Source organism: Streptomyces sp. NPDC002564 (assembly GCF_042889645.1).
Taxonomy (GTDB): Bacteria; Actinomycetota; Actinomycetes; order Streptomycetales; family Streptomycetaceae; genus Streptomyces.
Genome location: NZ_JBIARE010000003.1, coordinates 156,323 through 181,030, shown reverse-complemented (window position 1 = coordinate 181,030; position 24,708 = coordinate 156,323). Strand labels below are relative to the sequence as shown.

The window sequence follows — 24,708 nt, the reverse complement described above, 5'->3', positions numbered from 1 at the left end:
CGCAGATCTGATGGGGGCGAAGCGCCATGAGGCGGAATCTCGCGGCACGACTCGGGGTGTGGAGCGCACACCATCGCAAGACGGCCGTCCTCGGCTGGCTCCTCTTCGTCGTCCTCGCCACGGCCGTCGGCGGGGCCTCGGGCATGGTCACCGCGACCGAGGACGAGATGGGCGTCGGCGACTCGGGCCGCGCCGCCGCGATCCTCAAGGACGCGGGCATCGACGAGCCCGCCGGCGAGCTCGTCCTGGTCGGCTCCCGGATGCCGGGCGGCTGGCGGGACGCGGCGGGCGACCTCTCCAAGGCGCTGACCGCGACCGGCGAGACCCGCGGCGTCAAGGCGCCGCTGCCCTCCGGGAACGGCAGGGACGCGCTGCTCCGCTTCGAGATCAAGGGCCCGTCGGACGAGGCGGCGGACCGCATCCAGCCCGTCCTCGACGCCGTGGCCAAGGCGGCGGAGGACGGGAAGGCCCAGGGCATCACCGTCCACCAGTTCGGCGACGCGAGCTCCGAGAAGCACCTGTCGGACCTGCTCGCCGACGACCTGAAGAAGGCCGAGTTCACCGCCGTGCCCCTGGCGCTCGGCATCCTCCTGGTCGCCTTCGGCGCGGTGGTCGCCGCGCTGCTCCCGGTCGGCCTGGCGCTCACCGCCTGCGTGGCCACGTTCGGGCTGCTGTCCCTCGCCAGCCACCGGCTGCACCTGTTCGAGACGACGTACTCCGTGATGTTCCTGATGGGCCTGGCGGTCGGCGTCGACTACTGCCTGTTCTACCTGCGCCGCGAGCGGGACGAGCGGGCGGCGGGCCGCGACGCGGACACGGCGCTGCGGATCGCCGCGGCCACCAGCGGACGCGCCGTCCTGGTCTCGGGCCTGACGGTGATGGTCGCGATGGCGGGCATGTTCCTGTCCGGTCTGCTGCTCTTCAAGGGCTTCGCCCTGGCCACGATCCTCGTGGTGTGCGTGGCGATGCTCGGCTCGGTCACGGTGCTGCCCGCGCTGCTCGCCGGGCTCGGCGACCGGATCGACGCGGGCCGCATCCCGTTCCTGCGCCGCCGCACGAAGAAGGGCACGCATGCCGGCGGCGGGGTCGCGGGCACCGTCCTGCGGCCGGTCCTGGCCCGCCCGAAGTTCTTCGCCGCCGCGGCGGCCGTGCTGCTGCTGGTCCTGGCCGCGCCCGCGCTCGGCATGAAGACGGAACAGCTGGGCCTGGAGAAGCAGTTCGGCTCGGACGCCCCGCTCTCGGTGGCGTACAAGAAGATCACCGCGGAGTTCCCCGGCGGTCCCGCCCCGGCCCGGGTGGTCGTCAAGGCCGACCACGCCGAAGACATCGAGGGGCGGCAGGTGCGGGACGCGCTCGGCACGGTGACGAGGAAGGCGGGCGAGGGCGCCGAGCTGACCGTCCACCGGGCGGCGGGCGTCGCCGAGATCGCCGTCCCGCTGCCGGGCGACGGCACCGACGCCGAGGCGAAGCGGGCGCTGGCGACGCTGCGGGACGACACGGTCCCGGCCGCGTTCGACGGCGTGGACGCGCAGGCCTACGTGGGCGGCGACCTGGCCTCCTCCGAGGACTTCGGCGACCAGCTCGGGCGGGGCATCGTGCCGGTGTTCGCCTTCATCACCGCGGTGACGTTCCTGCTGATGCTCTTCAGCTTCCGCTCGGTGGTGATCGCGGTGACGTCGATCGCGCTGAACCTGCTGTCGGTGGGCGCCGCCTACGGCGTGATGACCGCCGTCTTCCAGCACGGCTGGGGCGCGGAGCTGATCGGTTCGGAGCAGGTCGGCGCGATCGAGAACTGGATGCCGCTGTTCGTCCTGGTCGTCCTCTTCGGACTCTCCATGGACTACCACGTGTTCGTGGTCTCCCGGATCCGTGAGGCCCGTGACCGGGGCATGGACAACCGCTCGGCGATCCGGGAGGGCATCACCCGCACGGCGGGCGCGGTCACCGGCGCGGCCGTGATCATGGTGGCGGTCTTCGCGGTGTTCGGCACGCTGTCCATGCAGGACATGCAGCAGATGGGCGTGGGTCTGGGCGTGGCGGTCCTGCTGGACGCGACGGTGGTCCGGATGATCCTGCTGCCGTCCCTGATGACCGTCCTCGGCGAGCGCAACTGGCACACGCCGAGCTGGCTGCGGTGGCTGCCGCGGATCTCCCACGAGGACGCGGGGGCCGAGGCCCCGGCCGGGTCCGCACGGCCCGGCGCCCCGGTGCCGAGCGGCCGCTGACCGCTCGACCCGCACCACGAGGGGCCCCGGCGCGTGGTGCGCCGGGGCCCCTCGTGGTGCGGCACGCCCGGCTCACCGGCCCAGTGCCTTGGCCTCCTTGTCGGGGGCGAGTCCGACCACGGGACGGTCGGGCCGCTGCGGTGCCGTCCCGCCGATGGACCGCAGCCACTCCCACGTGTCGCGCACGGTCTCGGCGACGGGCCGGGTCGCCAGCCCCGCGGCGACCGCCTTCGCCGAGGACGTGCGGTGCAGCGTGTCGTGCAGCTCGCCCGGCGCCAGCCACACCGGCAGCTCCATCCACTGCTCGATGCCCGCGTCGAGCACCACCTCCGGCGCCGTCCAGCGCAGCGTCGCGGCGCCGCCCGTCACGGCCGCGCAGGCGTCGAGCAGCTCGCCCATCGTGAACCGCCCGAGGGGACTGACCAGGTTGTACGCCCCGTGCAGCTCGGCGGCGACCGCGTCGAGAACCCACTCGGCGAGGTCGCGGACGTCCACGTACTGGATGTCGAGGTCGCGCGGGCCGGGCGCCAGCACGTCGCCGCCGCGCGCCATCCGGCCCAGCCACCAGGGCAGCCGCCCGATGTTCTCGTAGGGGCCGAGGATCAGCCCGGCCCGGGCCAGCACGGTCCGTCCGGCCCCGAACTCGGCGAGCGCGGCGAGCTCACCGCCCCGCTTGTCCTCGGCGTACGCCGTCGCCTCCGCGTCCGGGTCGCCGTCCACCACCGGGTGGCTCTCGTCGGACCCGGCCGCGCCCGGCGTGGCGTACACCGAGGTGCTGGACACGTACACGTACCGCTCGGCGCGGCCGGCGAGCAGCCGGGCCGCCGCGCGCACCACGCGGGGCGCCGCCGACCAGGTGTCGACCACCGCGTCCCACTCGCCCCCGGCGAGCCCGGCGAGGCCGTCGTCGGCCAGCCGGTCGCCGTGCACGACCCGGGCGCCCGCGGGCGCGGCACGGCTGCCGCGGTGGAAGACGGTCACCTCCCAGCCCCGGGCGAGGGCCGCCTCGGTGACCGCGCGCCCCACGAATTCGGTTCCGCCCAGCATCAGAAGTCTCATGCGGGCGACTCTGCCCGCCAGGACCGGTCCGGGGGAACCGGGTTCTGCTCGCAGCAGAGCAGCAGAGAGGTTCCCCGGACCGGCGGGCGGCAGGTCAGCGGGTCGTGGCCGGCGCGTACTTGTAGCCGACCCGGCGCACCGTCTGGATCGTCCTGCGGTGCTCGGCGCCGAGCTTGCGGCGCAGCCGGGCGATGTGGACGTCGACGGTCCGGCCGTCGCCCACGTGCCCGTAGCCCCACACCGTGGTCACCAACTGGTCGCGGGTGTGCACCCGGTGGGGGTGCGCGACGAGGTGGGCGAGCAGCTCGAACTCCAGGTAGGTGAGGTCCAGGAGCTGTCCGTCGACCTCGGCGGCGCGCTGCACGCCGTCGATCCTGATCGGTCCGGCGGCGGGCGCGGGCCGCGGATCGGGGCGCAGCGGCTCGGCGGTGACGGGTTCCTGGCCGGCCGGTACGAGGACGAGGTAGCCGACCATCGGCGGCTGGCCCGGCAGGGTCGGCAGGGTGTGCTGCGGCGCGGGCAGCCACTGGGCGCCCGGCGGCAGGAAGTCGGCGATCTGCACCACCTCGTCGGGATCGACGGCCCGCAGGCGTCCGCGCGCGGCGGGCACGGGAGGGGTGAGGGTGGTGGGGGCGGAGGCGGAGAAGGTACGGGAGTTCGCCATGGTGAAGTCAGCTCTTTCGCGCGAAGAAGGAGTCGTCGAGAACGAGACGTACGTCGTGCGCGTCAGGCGAAGGCCGGGTGAACGGCTTTAGAGGGCCCGCGCGTTCATCGCGCGGCAACACACCCGGTCGAAGTCGTGATGCTGCCGGGAGGGCCAGAAAGGCTCGAGGTCATGACGACCCGTCGCGGTGTTCTGGTGGCTGCCCATGGCTCCATTGAATCAGATGGGTGGGTCACTGGCAGTTCCCTGTCGCACACCGATACGAACCCTTGGCGGCAGTTGGCGTGAAATGCACCCAGAAAAAGTGCGTGAGCTCAGGGATCCGACATGGCCTGCGGAGGGTTTGCGCCAGTCCCCGGCCGGTGTTCCGGAGGGTCTGTCCACCGATCCGTCCCACTCCGTGGACGCACCGGTCCCGGGAACCCCGAAAGGGGCGCCCACCGGTCGTTCCGGCGGACGCCCCTGCGGCGTGCGGGCTGTGCGGCTGTGCGGGTGCGCGGGTGTACGGGTGTACGGGTTACGGAAGTACGGAGGTACGGGAGGGAAGGGCCGGGTCAGACCTGTCCGGCCTTCTCCAGGGCGGCGCAGCAGGTGTCGACGAGCAGCCGCGTCACCACGTACGGGTCGACGTTCGCGTTCGGGCGGCGGTCCTCGATGTAGCCCTTCTGCTCCACCTCGACCTGCCACGGGATGCGCACGGAGGCACCGCGGTCGGAGACGCCGTACTTGTACTCGTCCCACGGGGCGGTCTCGTGCAGGCCGGTGAGCCGCTCGTCGATGCCGGCGCCGTAGTTCTTGACGTGGTCCAGCGGCTTGGAGCCCTCGCCGAGGGCCTCGCAGGCGGTGATGATCGGGGCGTAGCCCTCGCGCATCGCCCGGGTGGAGAAGTTGGTGTGCGCGCCCGCGCCGTTCCAGTCGCCCTTCACCGGCTTGGGGTCCAGGGTGGCGGAGACCTTGAAGTCCTCGGCGGTGCGGTAGAGCAGCCAGCGGGCGATCCACAGCTGGTCGGAGACCTCCAGCGGCGCCAGCGGGCCGACCTGGAACTCCCACTGGCCGGGCATGACCTCGGCGTTGATGCCGGAGATGCCGAGACCCGCGGCGAGGCAGTGCTCCAGGTGCGCCTCGACGACGTCACGGCCGAAGATCTCGTCCGAGCCGACGCCGCAGTAGTAGCCGCCCTGCGCGGCGGGGAAGCCGCCGACGGGGAAGCCGAGCGGGCGGTCGCCCTCGAAGAAGGTGTACTCCTGCTCGATGCCGAAGATCGGCTCCTGCGCGCCGAAGCGGGCCTCGGTCGCGGCCAGTTCGGCGCGGGTGTTGGACTCGTGCGGCGTCATGTCCGTGTTGAGGACCTCGCACAGCACGAGCAGGTCGTCGCCGCCGCGGATCGGGTCCGGGCAGGTGAAGACCGGTCGCAGGACGCGGTCCGACGCGTGGCCCTCGGCCTGGTTCGTGCTGGATCCGTCGAAGCCCCAGAGCGGCAGCTCCGCGCCCTTCGCGCCGTCCGCGAGGATCTTCGTCTTCGAACGGAGCTTGGCGGTCGGCGCGGTGCCGTCGATCCAGATGTACTCAGCCTTGAAGGTCACGGGGCCTCATCCTCATAACGCTCGGTACGGCGCAGAACGTGCGGGTGCTGCGGTGCCGTGGTGATGACCGGAAGAGTGGCAACCGGCGATTTCCCGACCGTTGCTCTTGTGTGAACCCCGTGTTACCCGGGGCGGGTGTGTCCGACGTCACCCCGCGGCGCCCGTGGGGCCCTACTTGATGACCGCGTTGGCGGCGGCGATGGCCAGCCCGATCGTCGCGTCGGCGGCGCCGATCAGCACCGCCGAGCGGCGCCGGTAGCCGACCCGCAGTGCGGCGAAGGTGCCCCAGCCGAACAGGAGGGCGGCGTTCAGCAGCAGCCCGGTGGTGGTGACGCGGTCCTCGGGCCAGTGGAGGGCCCCGGCGAGCAGCAGCAGGGCCACGGTCGGCCAGCAGGCGACGACCACCGGCCACTCGTCCGCGAGGGCCCGCGCCAACTGCCGCCAGCGGTGCGCGCCGGAGCCGGGCCGGTGCGTCGACATGTGGTGGGCGTAGCCGTGCGCGAGGGCGGCCGTGCCCGCGGTGACCAGGACCCAGGAGGCGTCGTAGTAGGGCGTGTAGGGGGTGCCCGACGACTGCAGGGCGGCGAGCAGCGCGCTCGCGAGGACCGTTCCGTATACGCCCCCGAACATCCAGCTCCGCACGGCGCGCTCCTTCCGTGTGCCGGAACCCTCGTCCGGTCGACGGCCTGTGGAGCACCCCACGCTAGGCAGGCGTATGTAACGGTTTGCCGGACTTCGTCCATCGGTCGGCGGTCAACCGCGCGCGGGCCTCCGGCGCCCGGTCACCGGCGCGAGACCGCGTCCCGCACCGCCTCGTCCGTGCGGGCCACCACCGCCGTGCCGTCGTCCGCCGTGATGATCGGGCGCTGGATCAGCTTCGGGTGCGCGGCGAGCGCCGCGATCCACCGGGCGCGGCCCGACGCGTCGCGCGGCCAGGCCGTCCGGTCCTTGAGGTCCAGGTCCTTGGCGGCCTGCTCCTGGGTGCGCGTGATGTCCCAGGGCTCCAGGCCCAGGCGCGCGAGGACGGCGTCGATCTCGGCCTCGGTCGGCACGTCCTCCAGGTAGCGGCGCACGGTGTAGTCGGCGCCCTGCGCGTCGAGCAGCGAGAGCGCGCTCCGGCACTTCGAACAGGCGGGGTTGATCCAGATCTCCATGCCGCACACGCTACCTCCGAACCACCCGCCCCAGGCCGCGCGCCACCCCTCGATTCGAACACCCCAAATGCCGCCTGGCCAGCGGCGATTGTCAGTGCCGCGCAGTAGAATCACCGTAGTGTTCGAGGGCGCCCGACGGGGGTTCCCGACCGCGACAGGAGGATGCCCGTGCCCGCTGCCGCACTCACATCGAAGCGCGCTTACCCGACCGTTCCCCAGCCCGTTCTGATCGACCTGCCGTACGTGCCGCGGCCGAAGAAGCCGCTGCCCGCCGGGCGCCCGCGCGAGTGGTACGTCAACCACAACCGCCGCCTGAAGGCCATGCGGCTCGCCATCGCCCTGCTCGACTCGGGCGTCTACCTGCCGGACCAGGCGAAGAACAGCGCGATACGGAGCATGGCGGAGGACGTCGGCATCCACCCGCCGTCCGACATCACGTGCCACATGGTGCGGGCGCTCATGCGCTACAGCCGCTGAGCACGCGCGGGGCCCCGCGGCGCGAGCCGGCCGCCGCGGGGCCCCGTCCGCGCGCACCACCCGTCCCCCGTTGGGGCGTTTGGGCCGCCGTGCCAGGACACGCCCCGTTCCCGCACGGGCCTGTCCGCTCGCATGTGCGATGGGAGATGCTGGGCCGCATGACCCAGCCGGAGCCCGTCGGTGACCTGCCGCTCGTGACGACCGCCGAACTCCCGGACGGCACCCGCCTTCCGGTGCGCGGCCTGCGCGCCCCCGCCCCCGAGCGCTTCCTGCCGTCCGGCTCGGGCCCGGCCCCCGGCCCGCCCCCGGCGCCCGCCGTGCTCGTGCTGCCCGCCATGGGCACCCCCGCCCGCTTCTACCGCCGCTTCGCCCGCCAACTCCACGCCGCGGGCATGACGGCGCTCACCGTCGACCTGCGCGGCCAGGGCGAGTCGGCGGCACGCGGTGCGCGCACCCCCGGCCACGGCTACCGCGCCATCGTCGAGGAGGACCTGCCCGCGGTCGTCGCCGCGATCCGCGACGAGCTCGGCCCCGAACCGCCCCTGCACCTCCTCGGCCACAGCCTCGGCGGCCAACTCGGCCTGATCCACGCCGCGTCGGCCGACGGGTCCGGCGCGGACGGCGTGGACGGCGTGGCGGTCGTCGCCACCGGCTCGGTCTGGTTCCGCGCGTTCGGCCCGGTGCGCGGCCCCGGCCTGCTCCTGGTCCAGCTCCTGATCACCGTGACGGCCACCCTGCTCGGCCGCTGGCCCGGCACCCGCCTCGGCTTCGGCGGCAACCAGCCCAAGGGCGTCATGCGCGACTGGGCACGGCAGGTGCGCACCGGCCGCTACAGCGCCAAGGGCTCCGCGCTCGACTACGAGGCGCTCCTCGCGGGACTGCGGCTGCCCGTGCTCGCCGTCTCCGTCGAGGGCGACACCTACGCCCCCGCCACCAGCCTCGACCACCTCCTCGGCAAGATCCCCGGGGCCCGCCTCACCCGCCGCCACCACACGGCACAGGAGGCGGGCGCGCGGCTCGACCACTTCGCCTGGGTCCGGGCGGGCGGCGCCCTCGCCGAGCTGGTCGCCGCCTGGGCCGTCGCCGAGGAGAGGTCCGGCAGGGCGGGCGCCGGACGCTGAGCGGGTCACCCGATCGGCGTATTAGGCATGCGTGCGGGGCCCCGGCCGCCTTGGCTGCTGTTGAGGGGCAGCCGGTGACCGCGGCGACCGCGCGGCGACCGCTGTCCGCGGCGAGCGCGAGAGGGGAGCGGGCATGACGACCCCGGAGACACGCGCGAGCACCCCGCAGGCCCGCGCCGACGCGGGCAAGGCGGCCCGCAAACGCGCCTCCCGCTCCTCCCACGGCGCCTGGATCCCCTCCGCCGACCGCCCCGACCCGGTGGCCGTCCTGGAGCGCCAGGGCGCCGACCGCGTCCCCGACCTGCTGCCCGTCCGCTACGGCCGGATGGCCGCCACCCCCTTCGCCTTCCTGCGCGGCGCCGCCGCCGTCATGGCGGGCGACCTCGCCGCCCAGCGCCACACCGGCCTGCGCGTCCAGCTCTGCGGCGACGCCCACCTGCTGAACTTCGGCCTGTTCGCCTCGCCCGAACGCGCCCTGCTCTTCGACCTCGACGACTTCGACGAGACCTTCCCCGGCCCCTTCGAGTGGGACGTCAAGCGGCTCGCCGCCAGCGCCGCCGTCGCCGCCCGCGACAGCGGCGCCACCGAGGACGCCGCCCGCACCACCGCGCAGGACGCCGTCGCCGCCTACCGCGCGGGCATCCGGCGCCTGGCGGGCCTCGGCGAGCTCGCCGTCTGGTACGAGCGCACCGACGCGCACGACCTGCTGCCCCTGGTCCGCCCGGGACGCCACCGCAAGCGCGCCGCCGCGACCCTGGAGCGCGCCCGCGGGCGCACCAGCCTCCAGGCGCTCGGCAAGCTCACCGAGGTCGTGGACGGCGAGCGCCGCATCATCCACGACCCGCCGCTCCTCGAACCGGCGGGCGCCCCCGACCTGGCCGCCCTGCGCAAGATCTTCGGCGACTACCGCTCCACCCTCGCCGAGGAGCGCCGCCTGCTCCTGGACCGCTACCGCTTCGTCGACGCGGCCCGCAAGGTCGTCGGCGTCGGCAGCGTCGGCACCCGCTGCTACATCGTGCTGCTGTCCGGACGCGACGCGGGCGACCCGCTGTTCCTGCAGATCAAGGAGGCGGTCAGGTCCGTCGTCGAGGAACACCTGCCGACCGGGCCCTACGTCCACCCCGGGCACCGCGTGGTGGCGGGCCAGCGGCTGCTGCAGGCGGCGGGCGACATCTTCCTCGGCTGGATGACCGGGCCCCAGGGCCGCGCCTTCTACTGGCGCCAACTGCGCGACATGAAGGGTTCGGTGGACGTCGCCGCCCTGTCCGGCGCCGAACTGCGCGGCTACGCCCGGCTGTGCGGCACCGCGCTCGCCCGCGCCCACGCCCGCTCGGGCGACCGCATCGCGATAGCCGCCTACCTCGGCGGCTCCGACACCTTCGACCGTGCCGTCGCCGACTTCGCGCTGCGCTACGCCGCGCAGAACGCCCGCGACCACGCGGCGCTCACCGCGGCCATCGGCGCGGGCGTGCTCACCGCGACCCCGGGCGTGTGAGGCTCACGTCCGGCCGGGCCGGTCCGCGAGCACGGCGTCCACCACCCGCCGCCGGTCCGCCGCGTGGTCCCGCAGCCAGGCGCCCAACGCGTGGTCGGCGCCGGGAAGTTCGAGCCGGGTGAAGCGCGCCCGGGTGGCGAGCGCCGCGCCGACGGCCGCCGTCACCGCGGGCGGGATCACCGCGTCGGTGCCGGGCACGACGAGCACCGCGCGCCCGGCGAAGTCCCGGTAGACGTCGAGCGCCGCGGAGTCGCGCCACCGGTCCGGCGTCCGGATGACCTCGGTGAAGCGTCCGTCGCCGTCGCCGAACGGCAGCGGCCACGCCTCCCGCGCGTACACGGCGGGCGCGCACAGCCCGATGCCGGCGACCCGCCCGCCGAAGTGCGCCACGAGGTCCGCGACGGTCTGCCCGCTCATGCTGAACCCGACGAACACCAGCGCGTCACCGGCCGGCACCCGCTCCCCGACCACCCCGGCCGCCTGCTCGAACCGCCGCCGCAGGCTCGACTCGGCCAGCGCCCCCGAGCTTTCGCCGTGCCCGGAGAAGTCCAGCGCGAGCGACCGGCAGCCGCGCGCCGCGAAGTCCGCCTGGAGGGGAGCGAGCCGGGCCTTGCTGCCGGCCCCGGCGCCGTGCAGCAGCACGACGGTGGTGGCGGGCCCCCGGACGCGATCGGGCAGCGCCTGCGCGCAACTGAGCTCCTCACCGCCCCAGTCGAGGCGGAAGGCCGACACCGCGGGTGCGGCGCCGGATACGGCCGGGGAGTCCTGAGTCATGCCGCCCCTTCTCGGTCCGGTCCCGGGAGTCGTGCCGCTAGCCGATCTGGTCGGGGGTGACCGTCAGCCACCGCTTGTCGGCGGTCACCCGCTGACCCAGCTCGCGCTGGCGCTCGGCGTTCTTCTTCTTCATCCCGTCGAGCTGCTTCATGTACGCGTCCTTGCGGTTGACCCACACCCGCACCCCGCCGTGCGCCACGTCGGCGGAGTGGAACAGCATCGGGCCGTCGCTGGCCGGGGTGTCACCGGCGGCCAGGATCGGCTTCTTCCACTCGTCGATGTAGGTGTTGATCGCCGCGGGCTTGCCCTCGTACCAGGTCAGCGGCGCCCACAGATGCGGAGTCAGCTCGCGCCCTGCGAGCTTCGCGCGGTCCTTCGCGCCGAAGCGGCCCTCGGCGATCTCCTTGCGGGAGCTGGTCACCTCACCGGTCCTGCGGTCCTTGAGCTGCATCGAGACACCGATGACGTTCTGCGGCTTCACGCCGTAGCCGTACTTCGGGTCGGCGAGCACCATGCGCACCAGGTCCTCACTGGCCGCGCTGACCACGTACACCTCGATGCCGTGCGCCCGCAGCGTCTTGTAGAGCTGCTGCATGCCGCGGGAGAACTCCGGCGCCTCGACCTCGGTCCGGGTGAGCTTGCCGTCCTCGTAGTACTCGGCCGGGATCGGCTTCTTGTACGCGAGGAGCTCGTCGACGTACCCCTTCAGCTCCTTGAGGGTGAAGCCCGCGAAGATCTGCGCCGCCCAGGGGTAGCAGACCTGGTCGTCCACCTCGCACAGCCGGTTGTAGTAGCTGTAGAGGCTCTCCTTGTGCCCGGCCTTGTCCTTGAAGGGGATGATCTTCAGGGAGGGGTCCATCGTCTTGCGGGTCAGCACGCCCTTCATCTCCAGGAAGGGCAGCAGCGACTCCTCCAGGTCGTTGCGGTACGTGGTGTTGTCCGCGTCGAAGACGGCGTACGCGCCCTTGTGGTCGTTCTCCGCGATGACCTTGCCGAGCTGCTTCGCGACGGGCTTCGGCCAGTGCGAGAGAGCGCGGGAGGCGGCCGCGGAGGTGTCGGCGGCCGTGGCCTCGCTCGTCGGCCACAGCGCGCTGCCCGCGAGGACGGCGGCGGCCAGCGCGCCCGTGGTGCCGATGACGGCCAGCTTGCCCTTTGCCCGTACTGCCATGTCTCTACGTCCCTGCCGTTCCCTGAGAGCGATCCGCTGCCCCGTCCGGAGCGGCGCGCAATGCTATGGGGCGGGGCCGCCGATTCCCATGATCGAAGTCACCGTGGCGGGCAGGCATGGGGCGGCGGAACCCGGGTAGCCGCACCGCACGCCCAGACGCGCCCCGCACCCCGCCGCGCCTACTGGCCCCGCACCCCGCCGCGCATACTGAACGCATGGGCTCCCGTGAGTTCGTCCGCACCGTGCCCCGGCTCGACGGCATGGTCGTCTCCGCGACCGGCTACCGCACCGCGGGGCAGCGGCCCGCCCTGCACCGGGGCCTGCCCTCGCCCTGGCTGACGGTGATCTTCTCCCTCGACGGGCCCATCGCCACCGCCGCGACGCCCGAGGCGGCGCGCGGCACGGACGCGGTGCGCACCGACATCGTCGTGGGCGGCCTGCACCAGAGCCCCGCCTACGTCGTCCAGCCCGAGCACGAGGCCGGCATCCAGCTCGCCGTGCACCCCCTCGCCGCCCGCGCGCTCCTCGGCCTGCCCGCCGCCGCGCTGGCCGGCGCGCTCGTGACCCCCGGCACCGACGTGTTCGGCGGCCGGGCCGACGACGTCCGTGCCCAGCTGTGCGCCCTCGACCGGTGGCCGGACCGCTTCGCCCTGCTCTCCGGCTATCTGCGGCGCCGCGCGGCGGGCGCCGACGCGGGCCGGGTCCGCCCCGAGGTCGCCGAGGCCTGGGCGTGGCTCGCCCGGCACCGCGGCGCGGGCACCCTCGGCGGCCTGTCCCGGCACGTCGCGCTCGGCGAGCGCCGGCTGACCACGCTGTTCCGCGCCGAGACGGGACTCACCCCGAAGCAGGCCGCCCGCCTGATGCGCTTCGAGCACGCCCGGGCCGCGGTGACCCGCGCCGTCGGGGCGGGCGCCCGCCCCGACCTCGCCCGGGTCGCCGCCGACACCGGCTACTGCGACCACTCCCACCTGGTCCGCGACTTCCGCCGGTACACCGGGGCCAGCCCCACCGGCTGGCTGGCCGAGGAGTGCCGGAATATCCAAGCCAGGGAGGGGAGCGGGGGCGAAGAGTGGGGGCATGAACACCACCGCACGCACCCCTGAGAGCCACGCACCGCGCACCCCGCGACCGCCCGCCGCCGACGAGGGCACCCGGGACGCCCCGCGGCCCGGCGCCCCCGCGCCCACCGTCTGGCCCACCCTCCAGGCGCGGGACGCCCCCGCGCTGATCGACTTCCTCGTCGGCACCGTCGGCTTCCTGCGCACCGTCGTCCACACGGACGGCGACCGCGTCGCCCACGCCCAGCTCGACTGGCCCGAGGGCGGCGGCGTCATGCTGGGGTCGTACGACCCGGCGGCGGCCGCCGGGATCTGCGGGACGCCGGGCACCTCCGGCGCCTACGTCGTCACCGCGCGGGTCGACGCCCTCCACGCCCGGCTCACCGCGGCGGGCGTGCGGATCACCGGCGAGCTCGCGGACAAGCCCTACGGAAGCCGGGAGTTCGGCATCCTGGACCCGGAGGGAAACCGCTGGTCGTTCGGCACCTACCCGGGCGAGCCGCGGCCCGCGCCGACCGGCTGAGGGCGGCCGGGCCCCGGCGGGGCGCGCGGCACGATCCCGGCCGGGCGCGCGTGATAACTTGCGCAAGCCAGTCAAACCCACACCTGGGCCAGGGAATCCGGTGCGAATCCGGAACTGACGCGCAGCGGTGAGGGAGGACGGGCGGGGCCACGGCCACTGGGAGTCCACGGATTCCCGGGAAGGCGCCCCGTCCGGTCGATCCCCGAGTCCGAAGACCTGCTGGCGCCTCCGTCCGCACACCGGGCGGCGGAGGACGTGACGCAGGCCAGGCTCCGCGTATGAGCCGTGACATCCAAGGGATCCCGTGTCCTCGACAGCCCGTATATCCGCCCTGCTCTGCGCCGGAATGCTCACGCTCACCGCGTGCGGCGACGGCTCCGCACCCGAGAGCGCGGGCAGGAGCGCCGCGGGCTATCCGGTCACGGTCGCCTCCTGCGGCAAGAAGGCCGAGGTCAAGGCCCCGCCGCAGCGTGCCGTCTCGCTCGACCAGGGCTCCTCGGAGATCCTGCTCTCGCTCGGCCTCGCCGACCGGATGGCCGGCACCGGCACCTGGACCGACCCGGTCCTGAAGAACCTCGCGAAGGACAACGCGAAGGTCGAGCGCCTCGCCGACCGCTACCCGTCGCTGGAGAAGGTCCTGGCCAAGGAGCCGGACTTCGTCAGCGCCTCCTTCCTCTACACGGTCGGCAAGGGCGGCGTCGCCGACCGCGCCAAGTTCACCGAGCTCGGCGTCCCCGTCTACGTCTCGCCCTCCGACTGCGCGGGCAAGGACAACGACGGCGGCGGCGACGGCAAGCGCGTCAAGACCCTCACCATGGACACCGTCTACGGCGAGGTGCGCGACCTGGCGAAGGTCTTCGACGTCGAACAGCGCGGCGAGCGGCTGATCGACGGCATGAAGCGCCGCGTCGCCAGGGCCACCGACGACATCGACGCCTCCGACGCGTCGCTCCTGTACTGGTTCGCCAACTCCGACGCCCCGTACATGGCGGGCTGCTGCGGCGCCCCCGGCATCATCACCCGTGAACTCGGCGCGAAGAACGTCTTCGACGACACCCGCGAGGAGTGGCCCCAGATCAACTGGGAGACCGTCGCCGACCGCGACCCCGACGTCCTCGTCCTCGGCGACCTCACCCGCAAGTCGCAGTCCGCCGAGAGCGCCCGGGCGAAGATCAAGTTCCTGGAGAGCAACCCGGCGACGAAGAACCTGACCGCCGTGAAGAAGAAGCGGTACGTCCTGCTCAGCGGCCAGGCCATGAACCCCTCGATCCGCACGGTCGACGGCATCGAGCAAGTGGCGGCCGGACTGCGGAAGTTCGGGCTCGTCACGTGAGCCGAGACGGCGCCGGAGCCGACAGCGCGGGCCCGGGCGGCACGGCGACGGGGACCTCCGCCGCCTCCCGCGACACCGCCCCCGGCACCGCCGGCACCGGGCCGGATCCGGCGGCGGAGCACGAACCGCGGCCCGGGCCACGGCACGGGCTCCGGCTCGGCCTGCTGTGGGCGGGCGGCCTCGCCGCCCTCCTCCTCTCGGTGTCCGCGGCCGTCACCATCGGCCCCGCGGACCTCTCCGTGCCCGACGTCTGGGCGACCGTCGCCGCCCACCTCGGCTGGGGCGAGACCCCGCTCACCCCGATCAGGGACGGCATCGTCTGGAACCTGCGGATGCCCCGCACGCTGCTCGCCGCGGTCTGCGGCGCGGGCCTCGCCGTGTGCGGCGCGGTCATGCAGTCCCTGCTCCGCAACCCCCTCGCCGACCCCTTCGTCCTCGGCGTCTCGTCCGGGGCGTCCACCGGGGCCGTCGCGGTCGTCGTCCTCGGCGTCGGCGGGGGAGCGGTGTCCGTGTCCGCGGGCGCCTTCGCGGGCGCGCTCTGCTCCTTCGGACTGGTGCTGTTCCTGAGCCACGTCCTCGGCGACACCACCGACCGGGTGGTGCTCTCCGGCGTCGCCGCCATGCAACTGTTCTCCGCGCTCACCTCGTTCGTGGTCCTCACCGCGGGCGACGCGGAGACCACCCGCGGCGTGCTGTTCTGGCTGCTCGGCTCGCTCAGCGGGATCGGCTGGACGGACGTGTCGCTGTGCGCCGCGGTGCTCGCCGTGGCGCTGGCCGTCTGCCTCACCCACGCCCGTACGCTCGACGCCTTCGCGTTCGGCCCCGAGGCGGCGGCCACGCTGGGCGTGCGGGTCGCCCGCACCCGGCTCGTGCTCCTGTGCACGACGGCGCTGCTGACCGCGGCCCTGGTCAGCTCCGCGGGCGCCATCGGCTTCGTCGGCCTGGTGCTCCCGCACGCGGCCCGCGCCGTCGTCGGCCCGGGCCACGCCCGGCTGCTCCCCGTCACGGCGCTGGCCGGCGCGGTCTTCCTGGTCTGGGTGGACACCCTCGCCCGCACGGCCCTCGACCCCCAGGAGGTCCCGGTCGGCGTGGTGACCTCACTCATCGGCGTACCCGCGTTCGTCGCGGTGCTGTACCGGACGCGGAGGACGGCATGACGTACGACGTGGTCCCGCCGGGCGGGGCGTCCGGGCTGCGGGCCGACCGGGTCGCCAGGGAGGCGGGCGGCCGGCTCGTCGTCGACGGCGTCAGCCTCGCCCCGCCCGACGGCGCCACCGTGGGCCTCCTCGGCCCCAACGGCTCCGGCAAGTCCACGCTCCTGCGCCTGCTCGCGGGGGTCCTCGCCCCGGCCTCCGGCGTGGTCACCCTGGACGGCCGCCGGCTGGCCGACACCGGCCGCCGTGCGGTGGCCCGCCGGATCGCCGTCGTCGAGCAGCACGCCGCCACGCAGGTCGAGCTGACCGTGGGGGACGTCGTACGCCTCGGCCGCATCCCGCACCGCCGCGCGTGGTCGGCGCCCACCGCGCACGACGAGCGGGCCGTGCGCGAGGCCCTGGCGCGCACCGGGCTCACCGCCCGCGCCGGCCAGGCCTGGCACACGCTGTCCGGCGGCGAGCGCCAGCGCGTCCAGATCGCCCGCGCCCTCGCCCAGGAACCCCGCGAGCTGCTCCTGGACGAGCCGACCAACCACCTCGACGTACAGCACCAGTTGGACCTGCTCTCGCTGGTCGCGGAGCTCCCCGTGACCAGCGTGATCGCGCTGCACGACCTCAACCTCGCGGCGATGTTCTGCGACCACCTGCTCGTCCTCAAGGAGGGCACCGCGTACGCGGCGGGCCCACCGGACGAGGTGATCACCGAGGAGCTGATCGCGGCGGTGTACGGGGTGCGGGCGGTGGTGACGCCGGGCACCGGCGGGCCCGACGGCCATCTGTCGGTGCGCTTCCTGCGCGGCCGGGCGGCCACGGCCGACGCGGTCCGCCGCCCCGCGGGTGGCCCGTAGGGCGTGTTGCGAAAGTCCCGTCTGCTCGGCGACGCCTGGCACGCACGCTCGCCGCGTTGTCGGGATCACCCCGATACACCCGGTATCGGGGCGACCCTCCGCCTTGCGATCGCACGCACCGGACGCCGCCGAGCCCGCCCTGCGGGCGGACGACGCCACTTCCGACACACGCCCTGACCCGTCCCGGCGCACCCCGTAGGTTCGGGGCATGCACGTGATAGCCCACCTCAGCGACACCCACATCGACACCGGCGCCGCCGACGCCGGACGCAGCGTCGGGCGCACCCGCGCCGTCATGGCCTACCTGAACGACCTCCCGTACGACCTGGACGCCGTCCTGGTCACCGGCGACGTCGCCGACCACGCCACCCCGGACGAGTACGCGGCGGCCCGTGAGCTCCTGGCGTCCCGCCACCCCGTACTGGCCTGCCCCGGCAACCACGACGAGCGCGCCGCGTACCGCGAGCACTTCCTCGGCGAGGCCCCGAGCACCGCGCCGGTCGACCTGGTGCACGCCACCGACCGGTTCGTCCTCGCGCTGTGCGACACCTCGGTGCCCGGCGAGCACCACGGCAGGCTGGCGGACGAGACCCTGGCCCGGCTCGCGGACACGCTGGCCGCCACCCCGCCGACGGTGCCGGTGCTGATCGCCTTCCACCACCCGCCGGTCCCGCTGCACACGCCCTACGTCGACGGGATCCGCCAGCGCGACGAGCACCGCCTCGCCGAACTGACCGCCCGCCACCCCAACGTGACGGCGTTCCTCGCCGGGCACGCCCACACGCCCGCGGCGACGACCTTCGCGGGCCGCCCGCTCCTGGTCGCGCCGGGCGTCGTCTCCACCCTCCGCCTCCCCTGGGAGCACCGGAACGGCCCCGACCACCACGTCCACCGCGACCTGCCGCCGTCCGTGGCCTTCCACGTCCTGGACGACACGGGCCGGCTCACCACGCACTACCGTCCGGTGCCGCTCGGCGACGGCTGAGCGGGCCGCGGGGGCGTCCTCAGCGGAACTCCGCGCGCCAGGCCCCGCCGGCGGAGGCCGGCGGGGCTAGCACCATCTCCCCGTCGGCGCGGACGAAGGCGCCGGTGCCTCCGGTGACGATCCCGGTGACCTCGGCGTGGTCGTCCCGCGGGTCGCCCGCCACCGAACGGGACGCCTGGAAGCCGATCTTCCCCCGGCCCTCGACCTCGATGATCCCGGAGCAGTACGCGGTGACCGCGCCGGCCCCGACGGCCTCCTTGGCGCACGTCTCGTAGGCCCCGCCCACCGTCGTCCCGGCCGCGTCCCGCACGGTGAACCGCGAGGCGAGGAGATCACCGTCCCGGACGGCGTCCGGTCCCCGCTCCTGGATCAGCCGCAGCGAGGGCAGCGGCGGCGGTTCCTGACCGCCCGGCCCCTGCGCCGTCACGGCATACGCCCCCGCCGCGATGACGAGCCCTCCCGCCGCCGCCCATACGCGCACCACAGTTTTCTCCCGGGGAAGTGGATCGAGGAAGTGAATCGGGGAGGTGAATCTCGCTGCCCATTGTCGTGTTGTCGTGGGGGAAGCCAAATTAGCAGGGCCCGGGAAGACCTCGACCCACCTTTCCGTTCATGGGAAAGGCGGATCGTAGGACTTACGGAATAAAGCTGATGAGAAATATGAAAAGGGAAATACGAAAAGAGCCGTCGGCCGGTTCCTCCCTGCCCTGACAAGGAGGAAACGCGACCGACGGCCCGAAAGGCGTCACGGGTGGGCGGTGGTCCGCCCGGCCCGCGGGCCTTCTAGATGTCGAAGTACAGCTCGAACTCGTGCGGGTGCGGGCGCAGCTGGATCGGGGCGATCTCGTTCGTGCGCTTGTAGTCGATCCACGTCTCGATCAGGTCGGACGTGAAGACGCCGCCCGCCTGCAGGTACTCGTTGTCCGCCTCCAGGGCGTCGAGGACCGCGGGGAGGGAGGTCGGGACCTGGGCGACACCCGCGTGCTCCTCGGGAGCGAGCTCGTAGAGGTCCTTGTCGATCGGCTCCGGCGGCTCGATCTTGTTCTTGACGCCGTCCAGGCCGGCCATCAGGAGCGCCGAGAACGCCAGGTACGGGTTCGAGGACGGGTCCGGCGCGCGGAACTCGACGCGCTTGGCCTTCGGGTTCGAGCCCGTGATCGGGATACGCATGGCCGCCGAGCGGTTGCGCTGCGAGTAGACCATGTTGACCGGGGCCTCGAAGCCGGGGACCAGGCGGTGGTACGAGTTCACCGTCGGGTTGGTGAAGGCCAGCAGCGAGGGCGCGTGCTTGAGGATGCCGCCGATGTAGTAGCGGGCGGTGTCCGAGAGGCCCGCGTAGCCCTGCTCGTCGTAGAAGAGCGGGTCGCCGCCCGACCACAGCGACTGGTGGACGTGCATGCCCGAGCCGTTGTCGCCGAAGATCGGCTTCGGCATGAAGGTCGCGGTCTTCTCGTTGCGCCAGGCGACGTTCTTCACGATGTACTTGAAGAGCATCAGGTCGTCGGCCGCGGCGAGCAGCGTGTTGAACTTGTAGTTGATCTCGGCCTGGCCGGCCGTGCCCACCTCGTGGTGCTGGCGCTCGACCTGGAGGCCGTTCTTGTCCAGCTCCAGGGAGATCTCGGCCCGCAGGTCGGCGAAGTGGTCGACCGGCGGGGCCGGGAAGTAGCCGCCCTTGTAGCGGACCTTGTAGCCGCGGTTGTTCTCGACCGCACCGGTGTTCCAGGCGCCGGCCTCGGAGTCGATGTGGTAGAAGCTCTCGTTCGCCGACGTCTGGAAGCGGACGTTGTCGAAGACGTAGAACTCGGCCTCGGGGCCGAAGTACGCGGTGTCGGCGATGCCGGTGGAGGCGAGGTACGCCTCGGCCTTCTTGGCCACGTTGCGCGGGTCACGGCTGTACTGCTCGCCGGTGATCGGGTCGTGGATGAAGAAGTTGATGTTGACGGTCTTGTCGCGGCGGAACGGGTCGACCCGGGCCGTCGACAGGTCGGCGCGCAGCGCCATGTCGGACTCGTGGATGGCCTGGAAGCCGCGGATCGACGAACCGTCGAAGGCCAGCTCCTCGTCCGGGTCGAACGCCGCCGCCGGGATCGTGAAGTGCTGCATCACTCCGGGCAGGTCGCAGAATCGGACGTCGATGAACTTGACGTCCTCGTCCGCGATGTACTTCTTCGCGTCGTCGGCGTTCTGGAACAACATCCAACTCCTCCTACTCCCGCCCGAGGCGGGACGGGGTTGCAGCTCGTGGTGCGGCCAGTGCGGTGGCACACGCTGGGACCCGACCATAAGGACGGGGGATTTCTCAAGCGTGACCCATTTGTTTCACCCAAGTTAACCGGCCCGGGTGTCCGGTACCCCGTCGAGCCGCCCGGAATCACCGCGGCCCCTTCCCGCGCCGGGCGCCGGACCGGCGGGGTCCGACCCCGCCCGTCCCCGTGGGACAAGGGGCGCAGTACCTTTGACGGGTGGACAAGAGGCAAGCAATCGGATCGTGGCTGTCCGGCCCGCGCGCGGCCGCGGAGGAAGCCGGAGTCGACTTCGGGTACCGGGGCCAGCAGCTCGGCCTGCCCGAGGAGGGCCCGGGCTCGATCGCGCGCCCCGGGCGCCGCATCGGTGCCGTCGCCGTCGACTGGGCCCTGTGCATGGTGATCGCATACGGCTTCTTCGCCCGCGGTGACCAGCAGGCGATGGGCAACTGGGCCCTCGGGATCTTCTTCGTCATGAGCGTGCTGACCGTCGGCACGGTCGGCTGCACCCCGGGCAAGTCCCTCTTCCGGCTGCGTCTGGTCGCCGAGGGCGGCGGCCGGCTCGGCGCCGGATGGGTCCTGGTCCGCAGCATCCTGCTCTGCCTCGTCGTCCCGGCCCTGATCTGGGACCGCGACGGCCGCGGCCTGCACGACCGCCTCTCGCGCTCGGTGCAGATCCGCATCTGATCGCCGGAGCCCCCGCGGGCTCCCCGGCACGGGAAATGCCCCTCGGCCGTGCCGGGAACGGGCACGGCCGAGGGGCAGCTCGGTACGGGGCTGGTGACGAGCCCCGTCGCGGCAGGTCTCAGAGGATGCGCTCGGGCGCGTCGAACTGGTCGACCGGCGCCGTGTCGCAGGCCGCCACCGGACCGCCGAGGACGTTGCCGCCCACACCCTGGGTCGCCGGGACCGCGCAGCGCAGGTCCACGTCGACGAACGGGGCGCCGTAGCTGTTGGCGATGCCGCCCGGGTCGCCCGCGATGGCGACGTCACCGTTCTCGGTGGCGAACGGGGAGACGCCGGTGCCGCTCGCCGTCTCGCCGTACGCGGCGCGCGCCGACTGGTTCATGTCGTGCGCACTGGTCGCGGTCTCGGCCTGCGGGCCGCCCTCGGTGGCCGAGGCGATGCCCGTGGTGCCGACGGTGGCCGCGGCGGCAGCGGACGCGAGCGCCGCACCGGCCAGAACCTTCCGGATCATTCTTGCTCCCCATTCGCTTTGATTTGCTCGTTTTTGACGACCAGTGTTGGCGTCGCGATCAGAAATTATCGTCCGGGGAGAAACGTCACGGCACATTTCGACCGTGCCGGTCGGCGCTTCATTCCTGTCGGGGTAATTCCTCCGCCATCCAGTCCATGGCGCGTTATGAATTCCCCGGCTATCGGCCCTGTTCGCCGAGTGCTTTCAGGATGTCGTCGGCCGTCGCGTTCTCGAGCGTGAACAGGGGGCGTACGGTCGGCGGGATGTCCGCCTCGGTGATGAGCGAGGTGAGCTCCGGCGCCCAGCCGGCGAACTCGCGGGCGATCCGCGCGGTGTACGCGGGTGCGGCGTCGGAGAGCGGCGGCCTGAAGCGCGACCAGGTGCCGTCGTCGGGGATGTCGTGGACGACGGTCCCGTCCCGCCCCTCGCGCAGGGAGCCGACGTCGGCGCGTTGGACGGTCAGGGGGGCGACTCTCCCTCAACCGAGCGTCGGTGACGGGTCGTTCGTGCAGCACTCGCCGCCGGGCACGGGGCTCTCGGCGCTCTTGCCGAGTGTGTCGGCGTCGGCCTTGACGACGTAGACCTCCCACGGCTCCTTGCCGGGGCCGTGGACCCACACCTTGTCCTGGAGGGCGTAGCAGCAGGAGGTGTCGTTCTCCTCGAACGTGGCGAGGCCGGCGTCCTTGAGCCGGGTCGTCGCGGCGGTCACCTGCTCGGCCGCCGCCACCTCCACGCCGAGGTGGTCGAGGCGGGTCTCCTGTCCGGGCTCGCCCTCGATCAGCACGAGCTTGAGCGGCGGCTCGGTGAGGGCGAAGTTGGCGTAGCCCTCGCGCCGCTTGGCCGGTCCAGTGCCGAACAGCTTCGTGTAGAAGGTGACCGACGCTTCGAGATCGCTGACGCGCAGGGCGAGTTGTGCACGGGACATGGCGGTGCTCCGATCGGCTGTATTGATGTCTGTCGATTCAAGGTTGCATCTTGTATCGAAGAACGTCAACATAGAAGAATGTCGAAACAAGAGCTCGCGGTACTCGGCCCGTCCGACGGGACCGGTGACTGCTGCCCCGGTCTGCTGACCGCTCCCCTCGACGAGGAGCAGGCCGTGGACCTGGCGAAGGTGTTCAAGGCGCTGGGCGATCCCGTACGGCTGCGGTTGCTCTCGATGATCGCCTCGCGCGCCGGTGGTGAGGTCTGCGTCTGCGACCTGACGCCCGCCTTCGACCTCTCGCAGCCGACGATCTCGCACCACCTCAAGCTGCTGCGGCAGGCGGGCCTCATCGACTGCGAGCGCCGCGGCACGTGGGTGTACTACTGGCTGCTGCCCGCGATGACCGACCGTCTCGCGGGCGTCCTGGCCCGGCCCGCGGGCGAGGCCGTGCCCGACTCCGCGGACGTCACTTCGTGAGCGCCCCCGAAGGCCCGGTGGCCGGTCGCCTCGCGTTCCTCGACCGGTACCTCGCCGTGTGGATCCTCGCCGCGATGGCCGTCGGACTCGGCCTCGGCCGCGTGGTGCCGGGCCTGGGGGACGCGCTCGCCGGGGTCACCGTGACCGGGGTGTCGCTGCCGATCGCGCTCGGCCTGCTCGTGATGATGTACCCGGTCCTCGCCAAGGTGCGCTACGACCGGCTCGGCGCCGTCACCGGCGACCGCCGCCTGCTGCTGCCGTCCCTGCTGCTGAACTGGATCCTCGGGCCGGCCTTGATGTTCGCCCTGGCCTGGCTGTTCCTGCCGGACCTGCCCGAGTACCGCACGGGCCTGATCATCGTGGGACTGGCGCGCTGCATCGCCATGGTGGTCATCTGGAACGACCTGGCCGGTGGGGACCGCGAGGCCGCCGCCGTCCTGGTGGCGCTGAACTCCGTGTTCCAGGTGATCGCGTTCTCGGCCCTGGGCTGGTTCTACCTGTCCGTGCTGCCGGGCCTGCTCGGCCTGGCGCAGGTGGGCCTCGACGTGTCCGTGTGGGAGATCGCGCGCAGCGTACTGATCTTCCTCGGCGTCCCGCTCGTCGCCGGCTTCCTCACGCGCCGGATCGGCGAGAGCGTCAAGGGCCGCGCCTGGTACGAGGCGCGGTTCGTCCCGCGCGTCGGCCCGTTCGCCCTGTACGGCCTGCTGTTCACCATCGTGGTGCTCTTCGCGCTCCAAGGCGACGCGATCGCCTCCCGGCCGCTCGACGTCGTCCGTATCGCGCTGCCGCTGCTCGTGTACTTCGCGATCATGTGGGTCGGCTCGTTGGCGCTCGGCCGCGCCGTGGGCCTCGGTCATCCCCGCGCGACGACCCTCGCGTTCACCGCCGCGGGCAACAACTTCGAGTTGGCCATCGCGGTGGCCGTCGCCACGTTCGGAGCCACGTCCGGGCAGGCACTCGCCGGTGTGGTCGGCCCGCTCATCGAGGTGCCGGCCCTGATCGGCCTCGTCCATGTCGCGCTGTACGCCCGGCGCTTCTTCGCCCCCTCCGTGGCGCTGACCGGGAAGGACCCCGCCCATGTCTGACGACGCCCTGCCGTCCGTACTGTTCGTCTGCGTCCACAACGCCGGCCGCTCCCAGATGGCCGCGGCGTTCCTGACGCACCTCGCGGGCGGCCGTGTACGGGTCCGGTCCGCCGGTTCCCGTCCGGCCGACGCGGTGAACCCCGCCGTCGTCGCGGCGATGGCGGAGGTGGGCATCGACGTCTCGGCCGAGGTGCCGAAGGTGCTCGCCGCCGAGGCCGTGCGGGCATCCGATGTGGTGATCACGATGGGCTGCGGTGACGCCTGCCCCGTCTTCCCGGGCACGAGGTACCTGGACTGGCGGCTGGAGGACCCGGCCGGGCGGGGCGTCGAGGCGGTCCGCCCGATCCGGGACGAGATCCGACAGCGCGTCCACCGACTGCTGGCGGAGCTGCTGCGGGCGTAGCCCTCCTGGGGTCCTCCGGCGTCCTGGCCGGCGCGCGAACAGCACCACGCCCACCGTGGCGAGGCCCGGGCGACCGGAGAGGCCGACGCGTTCGGGTCTTGTCAGCGCCGGCAGAGCGGCGCAGTCTTGCCCCTCCGGTCATCGGATGAGCCTGGCGTCCCGAACGGGGCCCGGAGGGGGAGGATCGTATGAGGAAGCGTGATCTGGTCGGCTTAGTGGGCCGTCGGGCAGCGCTGCGGTACCTGCTTGCGGGGATCGCCGCTTCCGCGGTGTCGGGGTGCGGGAGCCCGGTGGAGAAGGCGGTCACCGCGTTCGCCGAGGGTTCCTGGAAGTTCACGACCAACACGGGTATCGAAGGGAACTTGACCATCACCGGCGACGGGCAGTGGTCGGAGACCCGGTTGGGACTCTCGGGCCGGTGGCGGTACGACGCCTCCCGCCTCACGGTCACCATGGACGGCGTCGACAGTGAGGGCGCGAAGCCCTACCGCATCCCGTCGGTTCCGGAGCCCGCCAAGGAGGCTCTGTCCCGGGAGTACTCCATGCAGGGAGGTTGGGCGGTCGGCCTCGGCGAGAAGGTGAAGGCTCGCAGGGACAAGGATGACGTGGTCCTGGAGTTCGCGGACTTCTCGGACGGGAGCGAGGGCTCACCCGAGCACGTCGAGTCCTTGGTCTTCACCCTCACCCGCCTGAAAGAGGCGCCCTGACCCTGGCTCACCGGTGGCTCGCCGCCTCCCCGGCGGCGAGCCGCCCGAG

26 protein-coding genes and 1 riboswitch are annotated in these 24,708 nt (G+C 73.0%); of the genes, 15 read left to right on the top strand and 11 right to left on the bottom strand.

All coding sequences use genetic code 11. The features are described 5' to 3' along the window. The first annotated feature begins 26 nt into the window (after positions 1–26). The gene (locus tag ACFYXE_RS12390) at positions 27–2,225 is read left to right on the top strand and encodes an MMPL family transporter (protein WP_389311692.1); all 2,199 of its coding nucleotides are present in this window, start codon (positions 27–29) and stop codon (positions 2,223–2,225) included. A gap of 72 nt (positions 2,226–2,297) precedes the next feature. Here the strand turns inward: ACFYXE_RS12390 and ACFYXE_RS12385 are convergent, their stop codons facing one another. The 5 genes from ACFYXE_RS12385 to ACFYXE_RS12365 form a co-directional block, all read right to left on the bottom strand. Further along, positions 2,298–3,284 (bottom strand): NAD-dependent epimerase/dehydratase family protein, encoded by a 987-nt coding sequence (locus ACFYXE_RS12385; RefSeq protein ID WP_389311690.1) that lies wholly within the window; start codon positions 3,282–3,284, stop codon positions 2,298–2,300. 94 nt (positions 3,285–3,378) lie between these two features. Next, positions 3,379–3,948, bottom strand: coding sequence for a winged helix-turn-helix domain-containing protein (locus tag ACFYXE_RS12380; RefSeq protein ID WP_361165586.1), 570 nt, complete (start codon positions 3,946–3,948; stop codon positions 3,379–3,381). A gap of 554 nt (positions 3,949–4,502) precedes the next feature. Continuing rightward, complete coding sequence (gene glnII / locus ACFYXE_RS12375; protein WP_389311687.1) at positions 4,503–5,531, bottom strand: glutamine synthetase; 1,029 nt, start codon at positions 5,529–5,531, stop codon at positions 4,503–4,505. 171 nt (positions 5,532–5,702) lie between these two features. Further along, positions 5,703–6,173: a hypothetical protein gene (locus ACFYXE_RS12370; RefSeq protein ID WP_361165592.1), complete on the bottom strand. Its 471-nt coding sequence runs from the start codon at positions 6,171–6,173 to the stop codon at positions 5,703–5,705. A gap of 140 nt (positions 6,174–6,313) precedes the next feature. Continuing rightward, a complete protein-coding gene (locus ACFYXE_RS12365; protein ID WP_389311685.1) occupies positions 6,314–6,685 on the bottom strand; it encodes an arsenate reductase family protein in 372 nt (123 codons plus the stop codon). Between the two features lie 168 nt (positions 6,686–6,853). Between ACFYXE_RS12365 and ACFYXE_RS12360 the strand changes: the two genes are divergently transcribed. The 3 genes from ACFYXE_RS12360 to ACFYXE_RS12350 all read left to right on the top strand — a co-directional run bounded on the left by ACFYXE_RS12360 (position 6,854) and on the right by ACFYXE_RS12350 (position 9,778). Next, complete coding sequence (locus ACFYXE_RS12360) at positions 6,854–7,162, top strand: hypothetical protein (RefSeq protein WP_389311683.1); 309 nt, start codon at positions 6,854–6,856, stop codon at positions 7,160–7,162. 158 nt (positions 7,163–7,320) lie between these two features. Beyond that, on the top strand, positions 7,321–8,283 hold the full coding sequence (locus ACFYXE_RS12355) for an alpha/beta fold hydrolase (RefSeq protein WP_389311682.1): 963 nt from the start codon (positions 7,321–7,323) through the stop codon (positions 8,281–8,283). Positions 8,284–8,416: 133 nt separating this feature from the next. Further along, positions 8,417–9,778 carry a DUF2252 domain-containing protein gene (locus ACFYXE_RS12350; RefSeq protein ID WP_361165603.1) on the top strand — a complete coding sequence of 454 codons (1,362 nt, stop codon included), beginning with the start codon at positions 8,417–8,419 and terminating at the stop codon, positions 9,776–9,778. Between the two features lie 3 nt (positions 9,779–9,781). On the opposite strand, the gene ACFYXE_RS12345 is transcribed toward ACFYXE_RS12350, so the two are convergent. After that, a complete protein-coding gene (locus ACFYXE_RS12345; protein ID WP_389311680.1) occupies positions 9,782–10,552 on the bottom strand; it encodes an alpha/beta hydrolase in 771 nt (256 codons plus the stop codon). 37 nt (positions 10,553–10,589) lie between these two features. Further along, a complete protein-coding gene (locus tag ACFYXE_RS12340; protein WP_389311678.1) occupies positions 10,590–11,720 on the bottom strand; it encodes a haloacid dehalogenase-like hydrolase in 1,131 nt (376 codons plus the stop codon). Positions 11,721–11,935: 215 nt separating this feature from the next. Here ACFYXE_RS12340 and ACFYXE_RS12335 point away from each other — a divergent pair, with 215 nt between their 5' ends. The 6 genes from ACFYXE_RS12335 (at position 11,936) to ACFYXE_RS12310 (ending at position 17,621) form a co-directional block, all read left to right on the top strand. Next, positions 11,936–12,823, top strand: a complete 888-nt coding sequence (locus ACFYXE_RS12335) for a helix-turn-helix domain-containing protein (protein ID WP_389311676.1) — start codon at positions 11,936–11,938, stop codon at positions 12,821–12,823. Further along, positions 12,798–13,301, top strand: a complete 504-nt coding sequence (locus tag ACFYXE_RS12330; RefSeq protein ID WP_389311674.1) for a VOC family protein — start codon at positions 12,798–12,800, stop codon at positions 13,299–13,301. Before ACFYXE_RS12335 ends, ACFYXE_RS12330 begins: the two co-directional genes overlap by 26 nt. A gap of 51 nt (positions 13,302–13,352) precedes the next feature. Next, positions 13,353–13,540: riboswitch (cobalamin riboswitch) on the top strand. Between the two features lie 107 nt (positions 13,541–13,647). Beyond that, on the top strand, positions 13,648–14,634 hold the full coding sequence (locus ACFYXE_RS12325) for an ABC transporter substrate-binding protein (RefSeq protein WP_389312536.1): 987 nt from the start codon (positions 13,648–13,650) through the stop codon (positions 14,632–14,634). 161 nt (positions 14,635–14,795) lie between these two features. Continuing rightward, positions 14,796–15,791: a FecCD family ABC transporter permease gene (locus tag ACFYXE_RS12320; protein ID WP_389312534.1), complete on the top strand. Its 996-nt coding sequence runs from the start codon at positions 14,796–14,798 to the stop codon at positions 15,789–15,791. After that, a complete protein-coding gene (locus ACFYXE_RS12315) occupies positions 15,788–16,636 on the top strand; it encodes an ABC transporter ATP-binding protein (protein ID WP_389311672.1) in 849 nt (282 codons plus the stop codon). The genes ACFYXE_RS12320 and ACFYXE_RS12315 overlap by 4 nt, the downstream gene beginning before the upstream one ends. A 208-nt stretch (positions 16,637–16,844) precedes the next feature. Beyond that, complete coding sequence (locus tag ACFYXE_RS12310; protein WP_389311670.1) at positions 16,845–17,621, top strand: metallophosphoesterase; 777 nt, start codon at positions 16,845–16,847, stop codon at positions 17,619–17,621. A 19-nt stretch (positions 17,622–17,640) separates the two neighbouring features. Here the strand turns inward: ACFYXE_RS12310 and ACFYXE_RS12305 are convergent, their stop codons facing one another. Both ACFYXE_RS12305 and glnA read right to left on the bottom strand, forming a co-directional pair. After that, a complete protein-coding gene (locus ACFYXE_RS12305; protein WP_389311668.1) occupies positions 17,641–18,105 on the bottom strand; it encodes a hypothetical protein in 465 nt (154 codons plus the stop codon). Positions 18,106–18,404: 299 nt separating this feature from the next. Further along, a complete protein-coding gene (glnA, locus tag ACFYXE_RS12300; protein WP_361165713.1) occupies positions 18,405–19,814 on the bottom strand; it encodes a type I glutamate--ammonia ligase in 1,410 nt (469 codons plus the stop codon). Positions 19,815–20,083: 269 nt separating this feature from the next. Between glnA and ACFYXE_RS12295 the strand changes: the two genes are divergently transcribed. Beyond that, on the top strand, positions 20,084–20,551 hold the full coding sequence (locus ACFYXE_RS12295; RefSeq protein ID WP_361165633.1) for an RDD family protein: 468 nt from the start codon (positions 20,084–20,086) through the stop codon (positions 20,549–20,551). Between the two features lie 118 nt (positions 20,552–20,669). Here ACFYXE_RS12295 and ACFYXE_RS12290 read toward each other — a convergent pair whose 3' ends face one another. Both ACFYXE_RS12290 and ACFYXE_RS12285 read right to left on the bottom strand, forming a co-directional pair. Then, entirely contained in the window at positions 20,670–21,062 is a 393-nt protein-coding gene (locus tag ACFYXE_RS12290) for a hypothetical protein (protein ID WP_361165636.1), read from the bottom strand. A gap of 478 nt (positions 21,063–21,540) precedes the next feature. Beyond that, positions 21,541–21,987: an ArsI/CadI family heavy metal resistance metalloenzyme gene (locus tag ACFYXE_RS12285; protein ID WP_389311665.1), complete on the bottom strand. Its 447-nt coding sequence runs from the start codon at positions 21,985–21,987 to the stop codon at positions 21,541–21,543. A gap of 78 nt (positions 21,988–22,065) precedes the next feature. Between ACFYXE_RS12285 and ACFYXE_RS12280 the strand changes: the two genes are divergently transcribed. From ACFYXE_RS12280 to ACFYXE_RS12265, 4 genes are all read left to right on the top strand, one after another. Then, the gene (locus ACFYXE_RS12280; RefSeq protein WP_389311663.1) at positions 22,066–22,464 is read left to right on the top strand and encodes an ArsR/SmtB family transcription factor; all 399 of its coding nucleotides are present in this window, start codon (positions 22,066–22,068) and stop codon (positions 22,462–22,464) included. Next, entirely contained in the window at positions 22,461–23,549 is a 1,089-nt protein-coding gene (gene arsB / locus ACFYXE_RS12275) for an ACR3 family arsenite efflux transporter (RefSeq protein ID WP_389311661.1), read from the top strand. The genes ACFYXE_RS12280 and arsB overlap by 4 nt, the downstream gene beginning before the upstream one ends. Next, on the top strand, positions 23,542–23,952 hold the full coding sequence (locus ACFYXE_RS12270) for an arsenate reductase ArsC (protein ID WP_389311659.1): 411 nt from the start codon (positions 23,542–23,544) through the stop codon (positions 23,950–23,952). Before arsB ends, ACFYXE_RS12270 begins: the two co-directional genes overlap by 8 nt. A 188-nt stretch (positions 23,953–24,140) precedes the next feature. Beyond that, on the top strand, positions 24,141–24,659 hold the full coding sequence (locus ACFYXE_RS12265; protein ID WP_389311657.1) for a hypothetical protein: 519 nt from the start codon (positions 24,141–24,143) through the stop codon (positions 24,657–24,659). Positions 24,660–24,708: the final 49 nt, after the last annotated feature.